At 71.4% G+C, this 14,696-nt stretch carries 13 protein-coding genes and 1 tRNA gene; 8 read left to right on the top strand and 6 right to left on the bottom strand.

Translation table 11 applies throughout. The features are described 5' to 3' along the window. Nucleotides 1-592 (top strand): MmgE/PrpD family protein (locus ABME01_RS14850; RefSeq protein ID WP_495532345.1); only part of this gene is annotated, 592 nt, incomplete at its 5' end. Nucleotides 593-600: 8 nt separating this feature from the next. Continuing rightward, nucleotides 601-1,500 carry a methylisocitrate lyase gene (gene prpB, locus ABME01_RS14855; RefSeq protein ID WP_353829204.1) on the top strand — a complete coding sequence of 300 codons (900 nt, stop codon included), beginning with the start codon at nucleotides 601-603 and terminating at the stop codon, nucleotides 1,498-1,500. A 53-nt stretch (nucleotides 1,501-1,553) separates the two neighbouring features. Here prpB and ABME01_RS14860 read toward each other — a convergent pair whose 3' ends face one another. Continuing rightward, nucleotides 1,554-1,787: a hypothetical protein gene (locus ABME01_RS14860; RefSeq protein WP_353829205.1), complete on the bottom strand. Its 234-nt coding sequence runs from the start codon at nucleotides 1,785-1,787 to the stop codon at nucleotides 1,554-1,556. 199 nt (nucleotides 1,788-1,986) lie between these two features. Between ABME01_RS14860 and topA the strand changes: the two genes are divergently transcribed. The 5 genes from topA to ABME01_RS14885 all read left to right on the top strand — a co-directional run bounded on the left by topA (nucleotide 1,987) and on the right by ABME01_RS14885 (nucleotide 8,318). Beyond that, the gene (gene topA / locus ABME01_RS14865) at nucleotides 1,987-4,761 is read left to right on the top strand and encodes a type I DNA topoisomerase (RefSeq protein ID WP_353829206.1); all 2,775 of its coding nucleotides are present in this window, start codon (nucleotides 1,987-1,989) and stop codon (nucleotides 4,759-4,761) included. Further along, on the top strand, nucleotides 4,758-5,378 hold the full coding sequence (gene tmk / locus ABME01_RS14870) for a dTMP kinase (RefSeq protein ID WP_353829207.1): 621 nt from the start codon (nucleotides 4,758-4,760) through the stop codon (nucleotides 5,376-5,378). Before topA ends, tmk begins: the two co-directional genes overlap by 4 nt. A gap of 67 nt (nucleotides 5,379-5,445) precedes the next feature. Then, nucleotides 5,446-6,627 carry a DNA polymerase III subunit delta' gene (locus ABME01_RS14875; RefSeq protein ID WP_353829208.1) on the top strand — a complete coding sequence of 394 codons (1,182 nt, stop codon included), beginning with the start codon at nucleotides 5,446-5,448 and terminating at the stop codon, nucleotides 6,625-6,627. Further along, nucleotides 6,624-8,153: an alpha/beta hydrolase gene (locus ABME01_RS14880; RefSeq protein ID WP_353829209.1), complete on the top strand. Its 1,530-nt coding sequence runs from the start codon at nucleotides 6,624-6,626 to the stop codon at nucleotides 8,151-8,153. The genes ABME01_RS14875 and ABME01_RS14880 overlap by 4 nt, the downstream gene beginning before the upstream one ends. 89 nt (nucleotides 8,154-8,242) lie before the next feature. Beyond that, nucleotides 8,243-8,318, top strand: a tRNA-Thr gene (locus ABME01_RS14885). Nucleotides 8,319-8,404: 86 nt separating this feature from the next. Here the strand turns inward: ABME01_RS14885 and ABME01_RS14890 are convergent. From ABME01_RS14890 to ABME01_RS14900, 3 genes are all read right to left on the bottom strand, one after another. Next, nucleotides 8,405-9,661, bottom strand: coding sequence for a hypothetical protein (locus ABME01_RS14890; protein ID WP_353829210.1), 1,257 nt, complete (start codon nucleotides 9,659-9,661; stop codon nucleotides 8,405-8,407). A 356-nt stretch (nucleotides 9,662-10,017) separates the two neighbouring features. Then, complete coding sequence (locus ABME01_RS14895) at nucleotides 10,018-10,692, bottom strand: response regulator (protein ID WP_353829211.1); 675 nt, start codon at nucleotides 10,690-10,692, stop codon at nucleotides 10,018-10,020. Next, entirely contained in the window at nucleotides 10,689-11,840 is a 1,152-nt protein-coding gene (locus ABME01_RS14900; protein WP_353829212.1) for a sensor histidine kinase, read from the bottom strand. Before ABME01_RS14900 ends, ABME01_RS14895 begins: the two co-directional genes overlap by 4 nt. 173 nt (nucleotides 11,841-12,013) lie before the next feature. Here ABME01_RS14900 and ABME01_RS14905 point away from each other — a divergent pair, with 173 nt between their 5' ends. Continuing rightward, nucleotides 12,014-12,745: a hypothetical protein gene (locus ABME01_RS14905; protein ID WP_353829213.1), complete on the top strand. Its 732-nt coding sequence runs from the start codon at nucleotides 12,014-12,016 to the stop codon at nucleotides 12,743-12,745. 98 nt (nucleotides 12,746-12,843) lie between these two features. Here ABME01_RS14905 and ABME01_RS14910 read toward each other — a convergent pair whose 3' ends face one another. Both ABME01_RS14910 and ABME01_RS14915 read right to left on the bottom strand, forming a co-directional pair. Next, nucleotides 12,844-13,794, bottom strand: coding sequence for an SGNH/GDSL hydrolase family protein (locus tag ABME01_RS14910; RefSeq protein WP_353829214.1), 951 nt, complete (start codon nucleotides 13,792-13,794; stop codon nucleotides 12,844-12,846). A 14-nt stretch (nucleotides 13,795-13,808) separates the two neighbouring features. Further along, complete coding sequence (locus ABME01_RS14915; RefSeq protein ID WP_353829215.1) at nucleotides 13,809-14,627, bottom strand: SGNH/GDSL hydrolase family protein; 819 nt, start codon at nucleotides 14,625-14,627, stop codon at nucleotides 13,809-13,811. Between the last annotated feature and the right edge of the window lie 69 nt (nucleotides 14,628-14,696).

The raw sequence follows: 14,696 nt of genomic DNA on the forward strand, positions 1-14,696 counted from the left end.
CCTGGATGACCCGGACCGGATCGAGTCGATCACGATCCACACCTCGCATCACACGCATTACGTGATCGGGTCGGGGGCGAACGACCCGCAGAAGTACGATCCGGACGCGTCGCGGGAGACGTTGGATCACTCGATCCCGTACATCTTCACGGTCGCGTTGCAGGACGGGGTGTGGCATCACGCGGATTCGTATCGTCCGGAGCGGGCGCATCGGGCGGACACGGTCGCGTTGTGGCGGAAGGTGTCCACGGTCGAGGATCCGGAGTGGACGCGCCGGTACCACTCGTCCGATATCGGGGAGAAGGCGTTCGGGGGTCGGGTCGTGATCCGCCTGGCCGACGGGGGCGAGATCGTGGACGAGATCGCGGTCGCGGACGCGCACCCGCTCGGGGCGCGCCCGTTCGGGCGGGAGCAGTACGTGGCCAAGTTCCGCACCCTGGCCGCGGACGTGCTCGAGGAGGACGAGATCGACCGGTTCCTCGACCTCGCGCAACGCCTGCCCGAGCTCGGCGCGGACGAACTCGGCCAGCTGACCATCACCGCCGCCCCCGGCGTCCTCGCCCACACCGAAACCCCCACCGGCATCTTCTAGGAGGACCCATGCTGTACGCCCAGACCACCCCGGCCGACAAGCGGGCCGCATTCCGCGAGCGTCTCGCGAGTGGGGAACTGCTCCGCTTCCCCGGCGCCTTCAACCCGCTGTCCGCGCGACTCATCGAGCGCAAGGGCTTCGACGGCGTCTACATCTCCGGCGCGGTCCTGTCCGCGGACCTCGGACTGCCGGACATCGGGCTGACGACGCTCACCGAGGTCGCGGGCCGGGCCAAGCAGATCGCACGGATGACGGAGCTGCCGGCGATCGTGGACGCCGACACGGGCTTCGGCGAGCCGATGAACGTCGCGAGAACCGTGCAGGAGATGGAGGACGCCGGTCTCGCGGGCCTGCACATCGAGGACCAGATCAACCCCAAGCGGTGCGGTCACCTCGACGGCAAGCAGGTCGTCGACGAGCACACCGCGCTGCAGCGCATCCGCGCCGCCGTCGACGCCCGCCGCGATCCGAACTTCCTGGTCATGGCCCGCACCGACATCGCGGCGGTGGACGGACTGGACGCGGCGATCGCCCGCGCCAAGGCGCTCGTGGATGCGGGGGCCGACGCGATCTTCCCCGAGGCGATGCGCTCGCTCGAGGAGTTCGCGGCCATGCGCGCCGCGGTCGACGTGCCGCTGCTCGCCAACATGACCGAGTTCGGCAAGAGCGAGCTGTTCACGGTGCAGCAGCTGGCCGACGTCGGGATGAACCTCGTGATCTGGCCCGTCTCGCTCCTGCGCCTGGCGATGGGCGCCGCCGAGCGCGGCCTCGACGAGCTCTCCGAGGCGGGCGCCCTCACCGGGCTGCTCCCGCAGATGCAGCACCGGGCGGAGCTGTACGACCTCATCGACTACGAGGGCTACAACCGCTTCGACACGTCCATCTTCAACTTCACCGTCGCCCGCTGAACGGGCGTCGGGCTGGCGGCAGGTGACGAGCGGCCGCCGGCCCGACGCGTCCGTCAGTCGAAGACGGTCTCGATGAAGCGGTATTCGACCGCCGACGGCCGGTCGTCGTCCGGTGCGTCGAACTCGAGGCCGGCAGCACGGGAATAGACGTAGCGCTTGCCGCCGTCGCCGGAGAAGTCGATCCTCGGCTTCGGGTCGCCGGTGTCCAGGAACCCGGTCGAGACCGTCTTCCCCTCGAGCGGCCCGTCGACGAGCTTCGCAGTGTAGGTGCCCGATGACGTGTCCATGGCGACATTGTCCACCCGTCCTCCGCAGTCGCAAGGGCCGGACGTCCTTGACGGCCGATGTCCGAGGTCGGCATGCTCACGGCCGGTATGTGTATGGTGTGGCTTGTCGGCGGTCACCCAGCCGACCGATAGGCACACCGCTCGGGGGCGCGGCGAGGTTGTGCGTTTCTCGTTCCCGAAATCAAGCAAGAGGAGTCCGGTGTCTGGCGCGAAGAAGCTCGTGATCGTGGAGTCGCCGACGAAGATGAAGTCGATCGCCCAGTACCTCGGCGACGGCTACGAGGTGCTCTCGTCGGTCGGGCACATCCGCGACCTCGTGGAGCCGAAGAACCTTCCGGCCGAACTGAAGAAGGGCTCGCTCGGCAAGTTCTCGGTCGACGTCGAGAACGGCTTCGAGCCCTACTACGTCGTCTCCGACGCGAAGAAGAAGACGGTCGCCGAACTCAAGCGCGCCCTGAAGGACGCCGACGAACTCCTGCTGGCGACGGATGAGGACCGCGAGGGCGAGGCCATCGCCTGGCACCTGCTGCAGGAGCTCAAGCCGAAGGTCCCGGTGCACCGCATGGTCTTCCACGAGATCACGAAGGACGCCATCCTCAAGGCGAAGGACCAGACCCGCGAACTCGACACCGCCCTGGTCGACGCGCAGGAGACCCGACGCATCCTCGACCGCCTCTACGGCTACGAGGTCTCGCCGGTGCTCTGGCGGAAGGTCGGCCCCGGCCTGTCGGCCGGGCGCGTCCAGTCCGCAGCCACCCGGCTCGTCGTCGATCGCGAGCGCGAGCGGCTCGCGTTCGTCGCGGCCTCGTACTGGGACCTCGTCGGGCGGTTCACGAAGGACGCCGCGTCGTTCGAGGCGAAGCTCGTGCGCGTGGGCGGCGATCGGATCGCGACGGGGCGCGACTTCGACGACGCCGGGCGCCTGACCGGCAAGGCGGTCGTGCTCGACGAGCCGACCGCCCGGGCGCTGACGGCCGCGCTGCACGACGACGCGGTGCCGCGCCGCGTGTCGCGCGTGGAGTCGAAGCCGTACTCGCGTCGCCCGGCCGCGCCCTTCACGACGTCGACGCTCCAGCAGGAGTCGGCTCGCAAGCTTCGGCTCTCGGCCCGCGACACCATGCGCGTGGCGCAGTCGCTCTACGAGAACGGCTACATCACCTACATGCGCACCGACTCGGTCTCGCTCTCGCAGCAGGCCGTGCAGGCGGCGCGGACGCAGGCCGTGAAGCTGTACGGGGCCGAGAGCATTCCCGAGAAGCCCCGCGCGTACGCGGGCAAGTCGAAGAACGCCCAGGAGGCCCACGAGGCGATCCGGCCGTCCGGAGAGGTCTTCCGCACCCCGTCGGAGCTCCAGAGCGTGCTCCGCGGCACCGAGTTCAAGCTCTACGACCTCATCTGGAAGCGTACGGTCGCCTCCCAGATGGCCGACGCGAAGGGGCAGACGGCGACGGTCACGATCGAGGTGGGTCCGACCGCCACCGACGCCGCGGCTCCGGAATCGCCGACCACCCCCGTCGCCGGCACGACCGCTGAGTTCACCGCGAGCGGCACCGTCATCACGTTCCGCGGCTTCCTCGCCGCGTACGAGGAGAGCCGCGACGAGGAGCGCAACGCCGACGACGCACCCGGTGAGGCGAAGCTCCCGCAGCTCGCGGAGGGCGAGGTCGTCGGCCTCGCGGAGCTCGAGGCCAAGGGCCACGAGACCAGCCCGCCGCCGCGCTACACCGAGGCGAGCCTCGTGAAGCGCCTCGAGGAACTCGGCATCGGCCGCCCGTCGACGTTCGCCTCGATCATCTCGACCATCCTCGACCGCGGCTACGTCACGCAGCGCGGCCAGGCGCTCGTGCCGAGCTGGGTCGCGTTCTCGGTGGTCCGCCTGCTCGAGGAGCACTTCGGCGACCTCGTCGAGTACGACTTCACGGCGGAGATGGAGGACGACCTCGACCGCATCGCATCCGGCGAGGCCGACCGCGTCGACTGGCTGAACGAGTTCTACTTCGGCAGCGACCGGCACAAGGGCCTGCGCCAGGTCGTCGACAACCTCGGCGACATCGACGCCCGCGAGATCAATTCCATTCCGATCGCCGAGGGCGTCACCCTCCGGATCGGCCGCTACGGACCGTACCTGGAGGTCGTCGAGCCGGACGCCGCGACCGATGCGACGCCGCGTCGCGTCAACCTCCCAGACGGGCTCGCACCCGACGAGCTCACGCGCGAGAAGGCGCAGGAGCTCATCGATGCACCCGTGCAGAGCGATCGGGTGCTGGGTCTGAACCCCGAGAACGGCAAGCAGATCGTGGTGAAGGACGGCCGGTTCGGTCCGTACGTCACGGAGCTCGAGCCGGAGCCCGAGCCCTCGGTCGACGCGGCGACCGGCGAGGTCGTTGAAGCGAAGCCCAAGCGCGGCACCAAGAAGGCCGCGGCTCCGAAGCCGCGCACGGCGTCGCTCTTCAAGAGCATGCAGCCCGAGGAGGTCGACCTCGAGACGGCGCTGAAGCTGCTCGACCTTCCGCGTGTGGTCGGCCTCGACCCGGAATCGGGTGAGGAGGTCACCGCGCAGAACGGGCGGTACGGCCCCTACCTGAAGAAGGGCACCGACACGCGCACGCTTCCGAGCGAGGACGCCATCTTCGACATCGACCTCGCCGGCGCGGAGGAGCTCTTCGCCCAGCCCAAGTACGGCGCGCGCCGGGCATCGAGTGCGCTGAAGGAGTTCGCCGAGGACCCGGTCAGCGGCAAGCCGGTCAAGGTCAAGGACGGCCGCTTCGGCCCGTACGTGACCGACGGCACGACCAACGCGACCATCCCGCGGAGCGAGTCCGTGGAGGACATCACGTTCGAGCGGGCGATCGAGCTGCTGCAGATCAAGCGCGACAAGGGCCCGGCGGCACCGCGCGCCAAGCGGGGCACCGCGAAGTCGGGCGGGTCCGGCGCGAAGCGCACCACGACCCGCTCGACCAAGAAGAACTCGTGAGCCGCGGCCTGTTCGTCACGCTCGAGGGCGGGGACGGATCCGGCAAGTCCACGCAGGCCGAGCTCCTCGAGGAGTGGCTGCAGGCCGACGGGCGCACCGTCGTGCGCACGCGCGAGCCCGGCGGCACCGAGGTCGGGGTCGAGGTGCGGGAGATCGTGCTGCACCACCGCGGCCACGTGGCTCCCCGGGCGGAGGCCCTGCTGTACGCCGCCGACCGCGCCCACCACGTGGCGACGGTCGTACGCCCCGCGCTCGCGCGCGGCGAGGTCGTGGTACAGGACCGCTACGTCGACTCGTCGGTCGCCTACCAGGGCGCGGGCCGCGTGCTCGACGCCGACGAGGTCCGCACGATCTCGGAGTGGGCGACCGAGGGTCTCGCTCCCGACCTGACGATCCTGCTCGACCTTCCGTGGGACGTCGCCCGGCTCCGGCTCGACGGCGCGCGCACGAGGTACGACCGGCTCGAGGCCGAGGCGGGGGAGTTCCACGAGCGCGTCCGCGATGCCTACCTCGCGATCGCCCGTGCCGAGCCCGACCGCGTGATGGTCGTCGATGCGACGCTCCCGGTCGAGGAGATCGCCGCCCGGATCCGCGATCGGGTCCGGGCGATCGGATGAGCGATCCGTCCCTGCGGGGTCGTCGACTCACAGCCGACGTGTCCTCGGCCGAAGGTAGCGTGGAACCGTGAGCGTGTGGAGCGACCTGACCGGGCAGGATGCGGCGATCGACGTCCTGCGCTCGGCCGCGGCGGCCGCGGTCGCCCGTCACGGGCGCACGGCGTCCGACATGACGCACTCCTGGCTGATCACCGGTCCGCCCGGCTCCGGACGATCGAACCTGGCGTACGCGTTCGCCGAGTCGCTCCTCTCGGGCGACCCGGACGGCGATCCGGCGGTGCGCGTCCAGGTCGAGGCGCGCAGCCACCCCGACCTGCACGTCCTCGCGACCGAGGGCGTCATCATCAAGGTCGCCGACGTGCGCAAGATCGTCGAGCGCTCGCACTACGCTCCGTCGGTCGGACACCACCGGGTCGTCGTCGTCGAGGACGCCGACCGGATGACCGAGCAGACGTCGAACGTACTGCTGAAGGAACTCGAGGAGCCGCCTGAGCGGACCGTCTGGATCCTCTGCGCCCCGAGCGAGGCCGACCTGATCCCCACCATCCGCTCCCGCGTGCGCTCGCTGCGACTCCAGGTGCCGGATGTCGCGGCCGTCGCCGACCTCCTCGTGCGACGCGACGGCGTCGAGCGAGCGCTCGCCGAACGCGCCGCCCGCGAGGCCCAGAGCCACATCGGGATGGCGCACCGCCTGGCCACCAGCGCCGAATCCAGGCAGCGTCGCGAGGAGACGCTCCGCCTCGTCCTCCAGGTCCGCTCGACGCCGGGCGCCGTCCTCACCGCGGCGCGCCTGCTCGAGATCGCCGGCGAGGACGCGAAGGCGATCACCGAGCTCCGCGACGCCGAGGAGCGCGAGCACACGCTCCGCTCGCTCGGGGTCGCACCGGGGCAGTCGGTCCCGGCGGCCCTGCGGTCGCAGCTGCGCGCCCTGGAAGAGGACCAGAAGCGGCGCGCGACGCGGAGCCTGCGCGATGGGATCGACCGCATCCTGGTCGACCTCGCGTCGCTGTTCCGCGACATCCTCGTCAGCCAGCTCGGCGCCGGCGTCGAGCTCGTCAACCTCGAGATCGCCGCCGATGTCGCCAGCGCGGCGGCCGCGGCCGAGCCCGCGCAGACGCTGGCCACGCTCGACGCCATCCAGGAGGCCCGCATCCGCATCGACGGCAACGTCCAGCCCGCCCTCGCACTCGAGGCGATGCTCGTCTCGGCGATCCGACGCCCCGACCTCGCGCGAGGAGTCCGCTCGTGACCTCCGGGCGCCGCCTGCTGCGTGCGCTCGCCGTGATCGTCGCGGGCGCCGCCGTCCTGACCGGTTGCGCCATGCCGTCGCTGTTCGGCGCCCCGGTTGAGCGCTCGTCGCCGACGGGGGAGTCCGTCGCCGCCGAGCTCGAGCCGTTCTACTCGCAGGTGCTGGAGTGGGAACGGTGCGACGACCTCCAGTGCGCGACGGCACGCGCGCCGCTCGACTGGAGCGATCCGGCGGCCGGCGAGATCGACCTCTCCCTCGTCCGCCAGCCGGCCACGGGAGAACGCATCGGCTCGCTGCTCGTGAACCCCGGTGGTCCGGGCGGCTCCGGCGTGGAGTTCATCTCCGAGTCGCTCGACTACGCGGTCGGTCCGGCGCTGCAGGAGCGCTTCGACGTCGTCGGATTCGACCCGCGTGGAGTGGGTCGCTCCACTGCGGTGCGATGCGTGGACGACGCCCGGATGGACGAGTTCCTGTACGGCATCGTGCCGGGCGAGCGCGGGAGCGACGAATGGATCGCCGAGGTCACGGCGTCGAGTCGCGAGTTCGGGGAGGCGTGCGGCGACGAGACGGGCGAGCTGCTCGCCAACGTCGACACCGTCAGTGCCGCGCGCGACCTCGACCTGCTGCGCGCCGTGCTGGGCGACGAGGAACTCAACTACCTCGGGTACTCCTACGGCACGTTCCTCGGCGCGACCTATGCCGGCCTGTATCCGCAGAAGGTGGGGCGTCTCGTGCTCGACGGTGCGATCGATCCGGCCGCGAGCAACCAGGAGGTCAACGTCGCGCAGGCCGTCGGGTTCGAGGAGGCGCTCCGCGCCTACCTCGCCGACTGCCTTGCAGGAGACGACTGCCCGTTCTCGGGATCGGTCGACGACGCCGCCGACGAGGTGTCGCGCCTGATCGAGTCCGTCGAGCGCAGCCCGCTGCGAGGGAGCGATGGCCGCTCGGTGGGCGCCGACACGCTCGTGACCGCGATCATCTTCCCGCTGTACAGCGCCGACAGCTGGACGTACCTCTCGGACATGTTCGAGTCGGTGATGTTCGGCGAGGCCGACATCGCGCTCGCGTTCGCCGACCTCTACAACGGTCGCGAGGCCGACGGGACGTACCGCGACAACTCGACCGAGGCGTTCCGAGCGATCAACTGCCTCGACTACCAGTACGACGATGACGTCGCCGCGATGCGCGAACGCGCCGCCGAGCTCGAGGCGTCCGCCCCGATCATCGGCCGCTACTTCGGCTACGGCGACATCGGGTGCGCGCAGTGGCCGGCCGGTGAGCAGGCGGCACGGGCGCCGATCACGGCCGACGGCGCTGCGCCCATCCTCGTCGTCGGCACGACCGGCGACCCGGCGACCCCGTACCAGTGGGCCGTGGCGCTCGCCGACCAGCTCGACTCCGGGGTGCTCGTCAGCTACGACGGCGAGGGGCACACGGCGTACCGCAAGTCGAACGCCTGCGTCGACGATGCCGTCGAGGCCTACCTGCTCGACGGAGTGGTGCCCGTGTCCGATCCGCAGTGCTGACCCACGGCCCGGCCCGTGGTCATGAGCGCTCCGAAAACCCGCTAACATGGTCTCTCGTGCCGTTCGGTGCGAATCGCATCGAGTGCCACGCCGCCTTAGCTCAGTCGGCAGAGCGATTCACTCGTAATGAATAGGTCGTGGGTTCGATTCCCACAGGCGGCTCCATCGGAAGGCCCCCTCCAGTGCGGAGGGGGCCTTCCGCGTCTGCACTGCCGTTCCGCCAGCGCGCCCACGGCGGGAACGCCGGCCGGTCACTCTGCTGAGGGGACGCCCTGCCACGATGCGGTCGGCCCCCACGGCACCCCGCCTCCCACGGCCCTCACCGCCAGGTCGGACCGGTCGGTGCCGTCCGCCGCGATGGTGAACCAGGATCGGTCGTCATGGGCGACCAGGAACCGGCCGTCCGGCGACCACGAGTCGGCGGCGGCGTTCTCGGCGATCCGGAGCGCGTCGGCTCCGTCGAGATCTGCGACCCAGATGTCGGTCAGGATCTCGCCGTCGCCGTTGACTTCGTAGCCGGTGTGATACGCGAGGCGTCGGCCGTCGGGCGAGGCCATCGGGTTCGCTCCGTCGGCGATGACGGTGCGGCGATGTCCCTCGGGGACGGCGATCGCATCGATCGTCGCGGGCTGCCAAGATTCGCCCGGGCCGGGTCCGAAGATCATGCCCGCGTTGAGCAGGACCTCGGATGAGTCCGCCGCCCAGTCGATGCTCATCGCCCACGACGGGGACTCGGCCAAGACGATCCATCCGGCGCGCTCCTCAGGATCGGTGAAGGAGGACTCGTCGAGGTGTCCGGCGGGAACGACCACCAACGATCGACCGGACACTCCCTGCGCATCGGTGAACGCGAGCCACCGCCCGTCGGGCGACCAGCCCAGGACGGAGATCTCCGGCGGGACCTCGACGGTGCGGGCGTGCTCCACATCCACGAGCACGGACCCGACGGAGGCGAGACCGCCGCATCCGCCGATGCCGCACCAGCCCCGGTCGACGATGAGCGACCTGCCGTCCGGTGCCCAGACGATGGAGCTCGGGACCATCGAGTCTCGGAAGCCCTCCTCCCGGATCTGGAGCGGGTGCGCGATGCCGATCGAGAACACCGCGGCGGCCGACGTCCCGTCGACCACGACGAGATCGCACACCTCGAGACACGCCGCCGCATTCGCGAACCGGCCCCGGCGCTCGGGGTCGGGAGGATCCGACCGGATGAACGCGAGCAGGGTGCCGTCCGGCGACCACGACGGCGCGTACTCGTCCAGGTCCGGTGTCGACGTCAGCTGGGCCGGCACCGTGCTGCCGGATGCGAGGAGGTAGATGTCGCTGCGATCGCCCGCGACGGTCGTGCCCACCGTGGCCAGGGTCCCGTTTCCCCAGATCGGTGTCGCCGCGGCGGCGGGTCGTCCGCTCAGGTCGATGGGGCGCTCCGATCCGCCGGAGAGCACCGTCGGGCGGACGAATCCGACCGCGAGCGCGATCGCGCCGATCGACGCGGCCGTCCACACCACCGCGATCAGGATGCGACGGTGCCCGGTACGGCGCCACGCCTCTTCGATCAGGGCACGCGCTCGACTCGCGGGCGAAGGACGCACCGTTCGCGGGTGCGATGCAGCCCCGCGTTCGCTCGGGGGAGGATCGGCGTCGGAGGTCTGCGCTTCGACGTCCGGCGGGTGGGGTGGTGCGGTGATCGACATGTGCGCCTCCTTGGTCGATGATGGCGCTAATGCGATTAGCATCATCGTACTCCTCGCGAACGATGTTCGGAAGCCGCAGACGACGCCCGGCGGGTGCGTGCCGGTGCGGCAGGACGGCCCTCGGCGCACGACGGGGCATCGGCGACGACCCGGCCCGCGGGATCGGCTGGTCAGCCGGAGCGCTCGCCCGGGCGCACCAGCCCGGACTCGTAGGCGAGGATCGCGATCTGGACGCGATCGTGCGCTCCGAGCTTGGCGAGCAGGCGCGACACGTACGTCTTCACCGTCGACTCGCTGAGGAAGAGCGTTGCCCCGATCTCGGCGTTCGACCTGCCCCGGGCGACCAGGCGGACGATCTCGACCTCGCGGTCGGTGAGGTCGAGATCTCGGGGGAGCGCGGTCTCGGGGGACGGGGCCTCCGCGAACCGTTCGAGCAGGCGGGCCGTCGGCGCCGGCGCCAGCATCGCGTCGCCGCGTGCCACGACGCCCACCGCGTGCACGAGGTCGGCGGGCGGCACGTCCTTGAGGAGGAACCCGGACGCCCCTGCGCGGACCGCGGCGAACACGATCTCGTCGAGGTCGAACGTGGTCAGTGCGAGCACGCGGCGGGAGGCATCGGCGTCGAGGATGCGACGGGTCGCCTCGATGCCGTCCATGACTGGCATCCGGATGTCCATCAGGACGACGTCCGGAGCGAGGTCGGATGCCGCGACCACGCCGGCGGCTCCGTCACCGGCCTCCCCCACGACCTGCAGCCCCGCGCGCTCGAGGATGAGCCGGAACCCGACGCGGACGAGCGCCTGGTCGTCGACGAGCAGCACCCTGGTCGGTGCGGCCGCGGTCACGAGCCGGCTCCGGTCGGTAGGGACGCGTGGACGCGCCATCCATGAGGTCCCGGGCCGGCGTCGAGCGCGCCTCCGTACAGCGCGACCCGTTCCCGCATGCCGAGGAGCCCGTGTCCGTCCGGCCGCGACGGGCGGTCGGCGCCGCCTTCGTCGGTCACGGTGATGTCCACGCGGTCTCCGGCACGGTCGATCGCCACCGTGGCCGATTTCGCCTGCGCGTGCCGGCGGACGTTCGTGAGCGCCTCCTGCACGACCCGGTACACCGCGAGCTGGCGGCCCGCCGACAGGTCGCTCGTGTCGTCGGCTCGGAAGTGCACGACGAGCCCCGAGGCGCGGGCCTGGTCCACCAGCTCGGGGAGGCGGGCGATCCCGGGCTGCGGAGCGAGCCCGTCCAGCTCGTCGTCCCGGAGCAACGCGACCACCCGACGCACGTCGGCGAGCGCGTCGCTGCCGGTCGACCGGATGACCTCCAGCGCGCGACGCGCGGAGGCGGGGTCGTCGTCCACGACCTCGGCCGCGGCGCCGGCCTGGACGACCATCACGCTCACCGAGTGGCCGAGGATGTCGTGCAGCTCGCGGGCGATCCTGGCGCGCTCCTCGGACACGGCGCGGACGGCGGCCTCGCGTGCCTCGGCCTCGGCGGCCGCCGCGCGCACTGCGGCATCCACGGCTCGTCGTTCGGAGACGCGCATGCCGATGCCGATGAGGAAGACGGTCAGGAGCACGCCCCAGTGGAAGAATTGCTCGCTGGGCCCCTGCAGTTCCGGAACGAAGAGGTCGGCCAGGATGACGGCGGCGAACACCGAGCCGCAGACCGCCGCCGACGTGGCGACGCTGCCATGCCGCGCGCCGGTGTAGAGCGCGAGCAGGATCGGGAGGAAGCCGCCGAAGAAGAGGACCAGCATCTCACCGGAGGTCGCGATGAAGGCCGCGACCCAGATCAGCGGCACGCCGACCAGCAGGAGCGGGACCCTTCGGCGCATGGCGAGCAGGCCTGCGCAGAGCACGATCGCGATCGACCCGAGCACCGGCGACCCCGAGCCCTGGACGGAGTCGAACGGCACCCAGACCTCGCCGAGCCCGAGCGCCGCGACGAGGGCGGCGACGGCGACGTCCTGCGCGATGTGCCATCGTGTGCGGCGGTCCACGACCGCAGGCTAGCGCTCCGCGAGGCACGGGCGGAATCACCAGGGGGTGATCGGCGCGTCGACCCGGGGTGATCGGGCCGGGCCCGCCGGCCGATGCCCGCGACGTTGCGCCGCGCATAGCGTCGAGCCGATGGCCGCGGGTGAGTCGTGGCCCGACCGGAGAGGAACCGTCCATGTCCACGTCTCGCGCCCTTCCGTCCGTCCGACGCGTGCTCGTCGCCGTCTCGCTCGCCGCGGCGATCGTCCTCGCCGTCGTGGGGATCCTGATGCAGCCGGAGTTCCCCGACGACCCGGGCGAGTACGTCGACCTGCTCGCAAGCTCGGCCACCGCCGCGATCGGCTTGCAGGTGTTCCTGTGGTCGCAGGTGTTCTGGGCGATCGGCCTGGTCGGGCTGGCGCACGCGGCGAGCCACCGCTCGCCCGTGCTCGGCACGCTCGGCGCGGTGCTCAGCGGGCTCGGCGCCTTCGGGCACGTCGCCTACGGCGGAGCGAGCCTCGTGACGCTCGGCATGGCACGCTACGCCGCGAAGTCGGGCGACCTCGACGCGGCGGAGGCCGCGTTCGCCACGACGCAGGGCGGCGCCTTCGTCCCGGTCCTGCTCGCGGGCCTGGCCGGCACCGTGCTCGGCGTAATCCTCGTCGCGGTCGCGATCCTGCGCTCCGCGATCGCGCCGCGCTGGGTGGCGATCGCCCTGCTCGCGTGGACCGTCGTCGAGTTCGTCCTGCCGAACGTCCTCTCCGGTGCGTGGGTGACGTGGACGTCGCTCGTGCTGGGCGTGGTCGCGTTCATCGGCGCGGCGGTGGCGGTGCTGCGCGGCGGGTCGGGCGCCTGGACCACGGCGCTCGAGGCCGGGGCGGCGGAGCGCGGGGAGCCGACGTCGGTCCGCGCCGCGGCGGCAGGCTGACCACTCGGACTCCCGGTGCGACCCGCCCCGATCGGCGCCGGGCCGGGAACGCGGAGGGCCCGGACGGGAGTCCGGGCCCTCCGCGTCGTGTCGCGAGCTCAGGGCAGCGGCACGGCTCGGATGGCGGCCGCGTAGGCGACGTATCCGCTCGGGTTCGGGTGGAATGCGGAGGTGAAGTTCAGCAGCACGTAGTCGGTGATCCACGGGCTGGAGCTGCCGATGCCGTGGCCGGCGAAGTCGTCCTCGACATCGACGAACACCGCTCCGCTGGACTCGGCGGCCGCCTGGATCACGTCGTTGAGTACGACCGTCTCGTCGTTGACCTCGTCGGCGTACGCGTACTTCGGGTTCACCCCGGAACTGTTCTCCCAGAACAGGAGCGGGTAGCCCGTGACGATGACCGTGGCTCCCGGCGCTTGCGCCCGCAGCGTCTCGACGACCGACACGATGCTTTGCGTGAACCCGGGTGATGCGGCGATCGCCGCCCCGGCATCGATCGAGGCTTGGCACGACGTGTTCCTCAAGACGAAGCAGTCCTGCATCACGTCGGCGAAGCCGACGTCGTTTCCGCCGACCGTGACCGTGATGAGCTTCGCCGTGGCCGGAACCGCCGCCGCCTGGGCGATCACGTCCGACGTGTCCGCGCCGGAGCACGCGGGGAAGGCGACGAGGGACTTGTCGGCATCGCCGTCGAGGAGCATCGGGTAGCTCTTCGAGCTGCGGTCGCACGTCGTGTCGAGGTAGCTCCCCCCGCCGGCGCCGGCGGCGAACGAATCGCCGACCGCGGCGTACTGGAGCGCGGTCGTGCCGCCGCCGTTGCCGCCGCCCTTACCGCCGCCCTTGCCCCCGCCGTTGCCGCCGCCCCCACCGCCGGGCTTGTCGGGCTTGGCGGCCGGGACGGCCGCGCTCGCGGCATCCGTCGGACCGACCAGTGACGAGCCCAGGATGAGCGCGAGGGCCGCGAGGAGGGCGGCGAACAGCAGCGCGACGCGGGGGCTCGGGTCGCGGACGCCGCTCGCGGATGAATCGACCCCGTCAGCTCGGAACATGACGTTGCCGTGCCCTACCGCGCCGCGTCGACGACCTGGGCATAGACCGACTGCCCGAAGGCGGTCGGGTGCAGGAACGTCAGCGTGTTCGTCGGATCCTGACCCAGCCACGGGTCGGCCGAGAAGGCTCCGTGTCCGAGGAAGGCGGGAACGACGCTCGCCAGGCCGACGTCGACGCCTGCGCCGGCGGCCGTGCCGACCGCCGAGGCGATCTGCGCGTCCAGCTCCAAGGTGGCCGCATCGATCGTCGCCAGCAGCGGATCCGGGTCGGGCGAGAGCTCGAACGGGATCGGGTAGTCCGTCACGACGATCCGCGCATTGGGCGCTCGTTCAGCGATGGCCAGCAGCAGGTCGACCAGGTCGGCCTCGATCACCTGGGATGCCAGGAGCGACTGCGCCTCGCCGACCGCCAGGGCGCAGGCGACCGAGGTCGGGTCGGGCGCGCAGACGGCGAAGACCGCGCCGGCGCCCAGGTCGTTGCCGCCGACCGTGAGGGTGACGAGCGTCGTCCCGCGGTTCACCTGCGAGAGTTGCGTCGCCATGACATCGTCGATCGTCGCGCCGCTGCAGGCGGCCTGCCGCAGGAGGTTGACGCGTGGCACCGCGTCGAGGAGCACCGGGTAGGCCGCCTCGGATCGCAGGCACTGGTCGAGTGGGGCGGCGGCGCCCTGCCCGGCGGCGTACGAGTCGCCGAGCGAGACGTACTTCGCGACCGGGTCGGAGGGGACGGCGATGGCGGATGGTGCGGCGCCGAAGAGCACGGCGACGAGGGCGACGATGGCCCCGGCGGTCGAGCCGACGATGCGGCTCCTTCGGTTCGAACGTGCCGACATGGCCGAAAGATAGCGGGAAGCGGTCGGCGCCGCAGCGCCCCGAACGGGTCACATCTGGACAGCGTCGTC

The sequence above is a fragment of the Agromyces litoreus genome (genome assembly GCF_040496015.1).
GTDB classification, from domain to species: domain Bacteria; phylum Actinomycetota; class Actinomycetes; order Actinomycetales; family Microbacteriaceae; genus Agromyces; species Agromyces litoreus.

Bases quoted from the DNA above. Each gene is read 5' to 3' on its own strand.
- prpB (WP_353829204.1), top strand. From the start codon at position 601: ATGCTGTACGCCCAGACCACCCCGGCCGACAAGCGGGCCGCATTCCGC.
- ABME01_RS14860 (WP_353829205.1), bottom strand. From the start codon at position 1,787: ATGGACACGTCATCGGGCACCTACACTGCGAAGCTCGTCGACGGGCCG.
- ABME01_RS14905 (WP_353829213.1), top strand. From the start codon at position 12,014: ATGTCCACGTCTCGCGCCCTTCCGTCCGTCCGACGCGTGCTCGTCGCC.
- ABME01_RS14910 (WP_353829214.1), bottom strand. From the start codon at position 13,794: ATGTTCCGAGCTGACGGGGTCGATTCATCCGCGAGCGGCGTCCGCGAC.
- ABME01_RS14915 (WP_353829215.1), bottom strand. From the start codon at position 14,627: ATGTCGGCACGTTCGAACCGAAGGAGCCGCATCGTCGGCTCGACCGCC.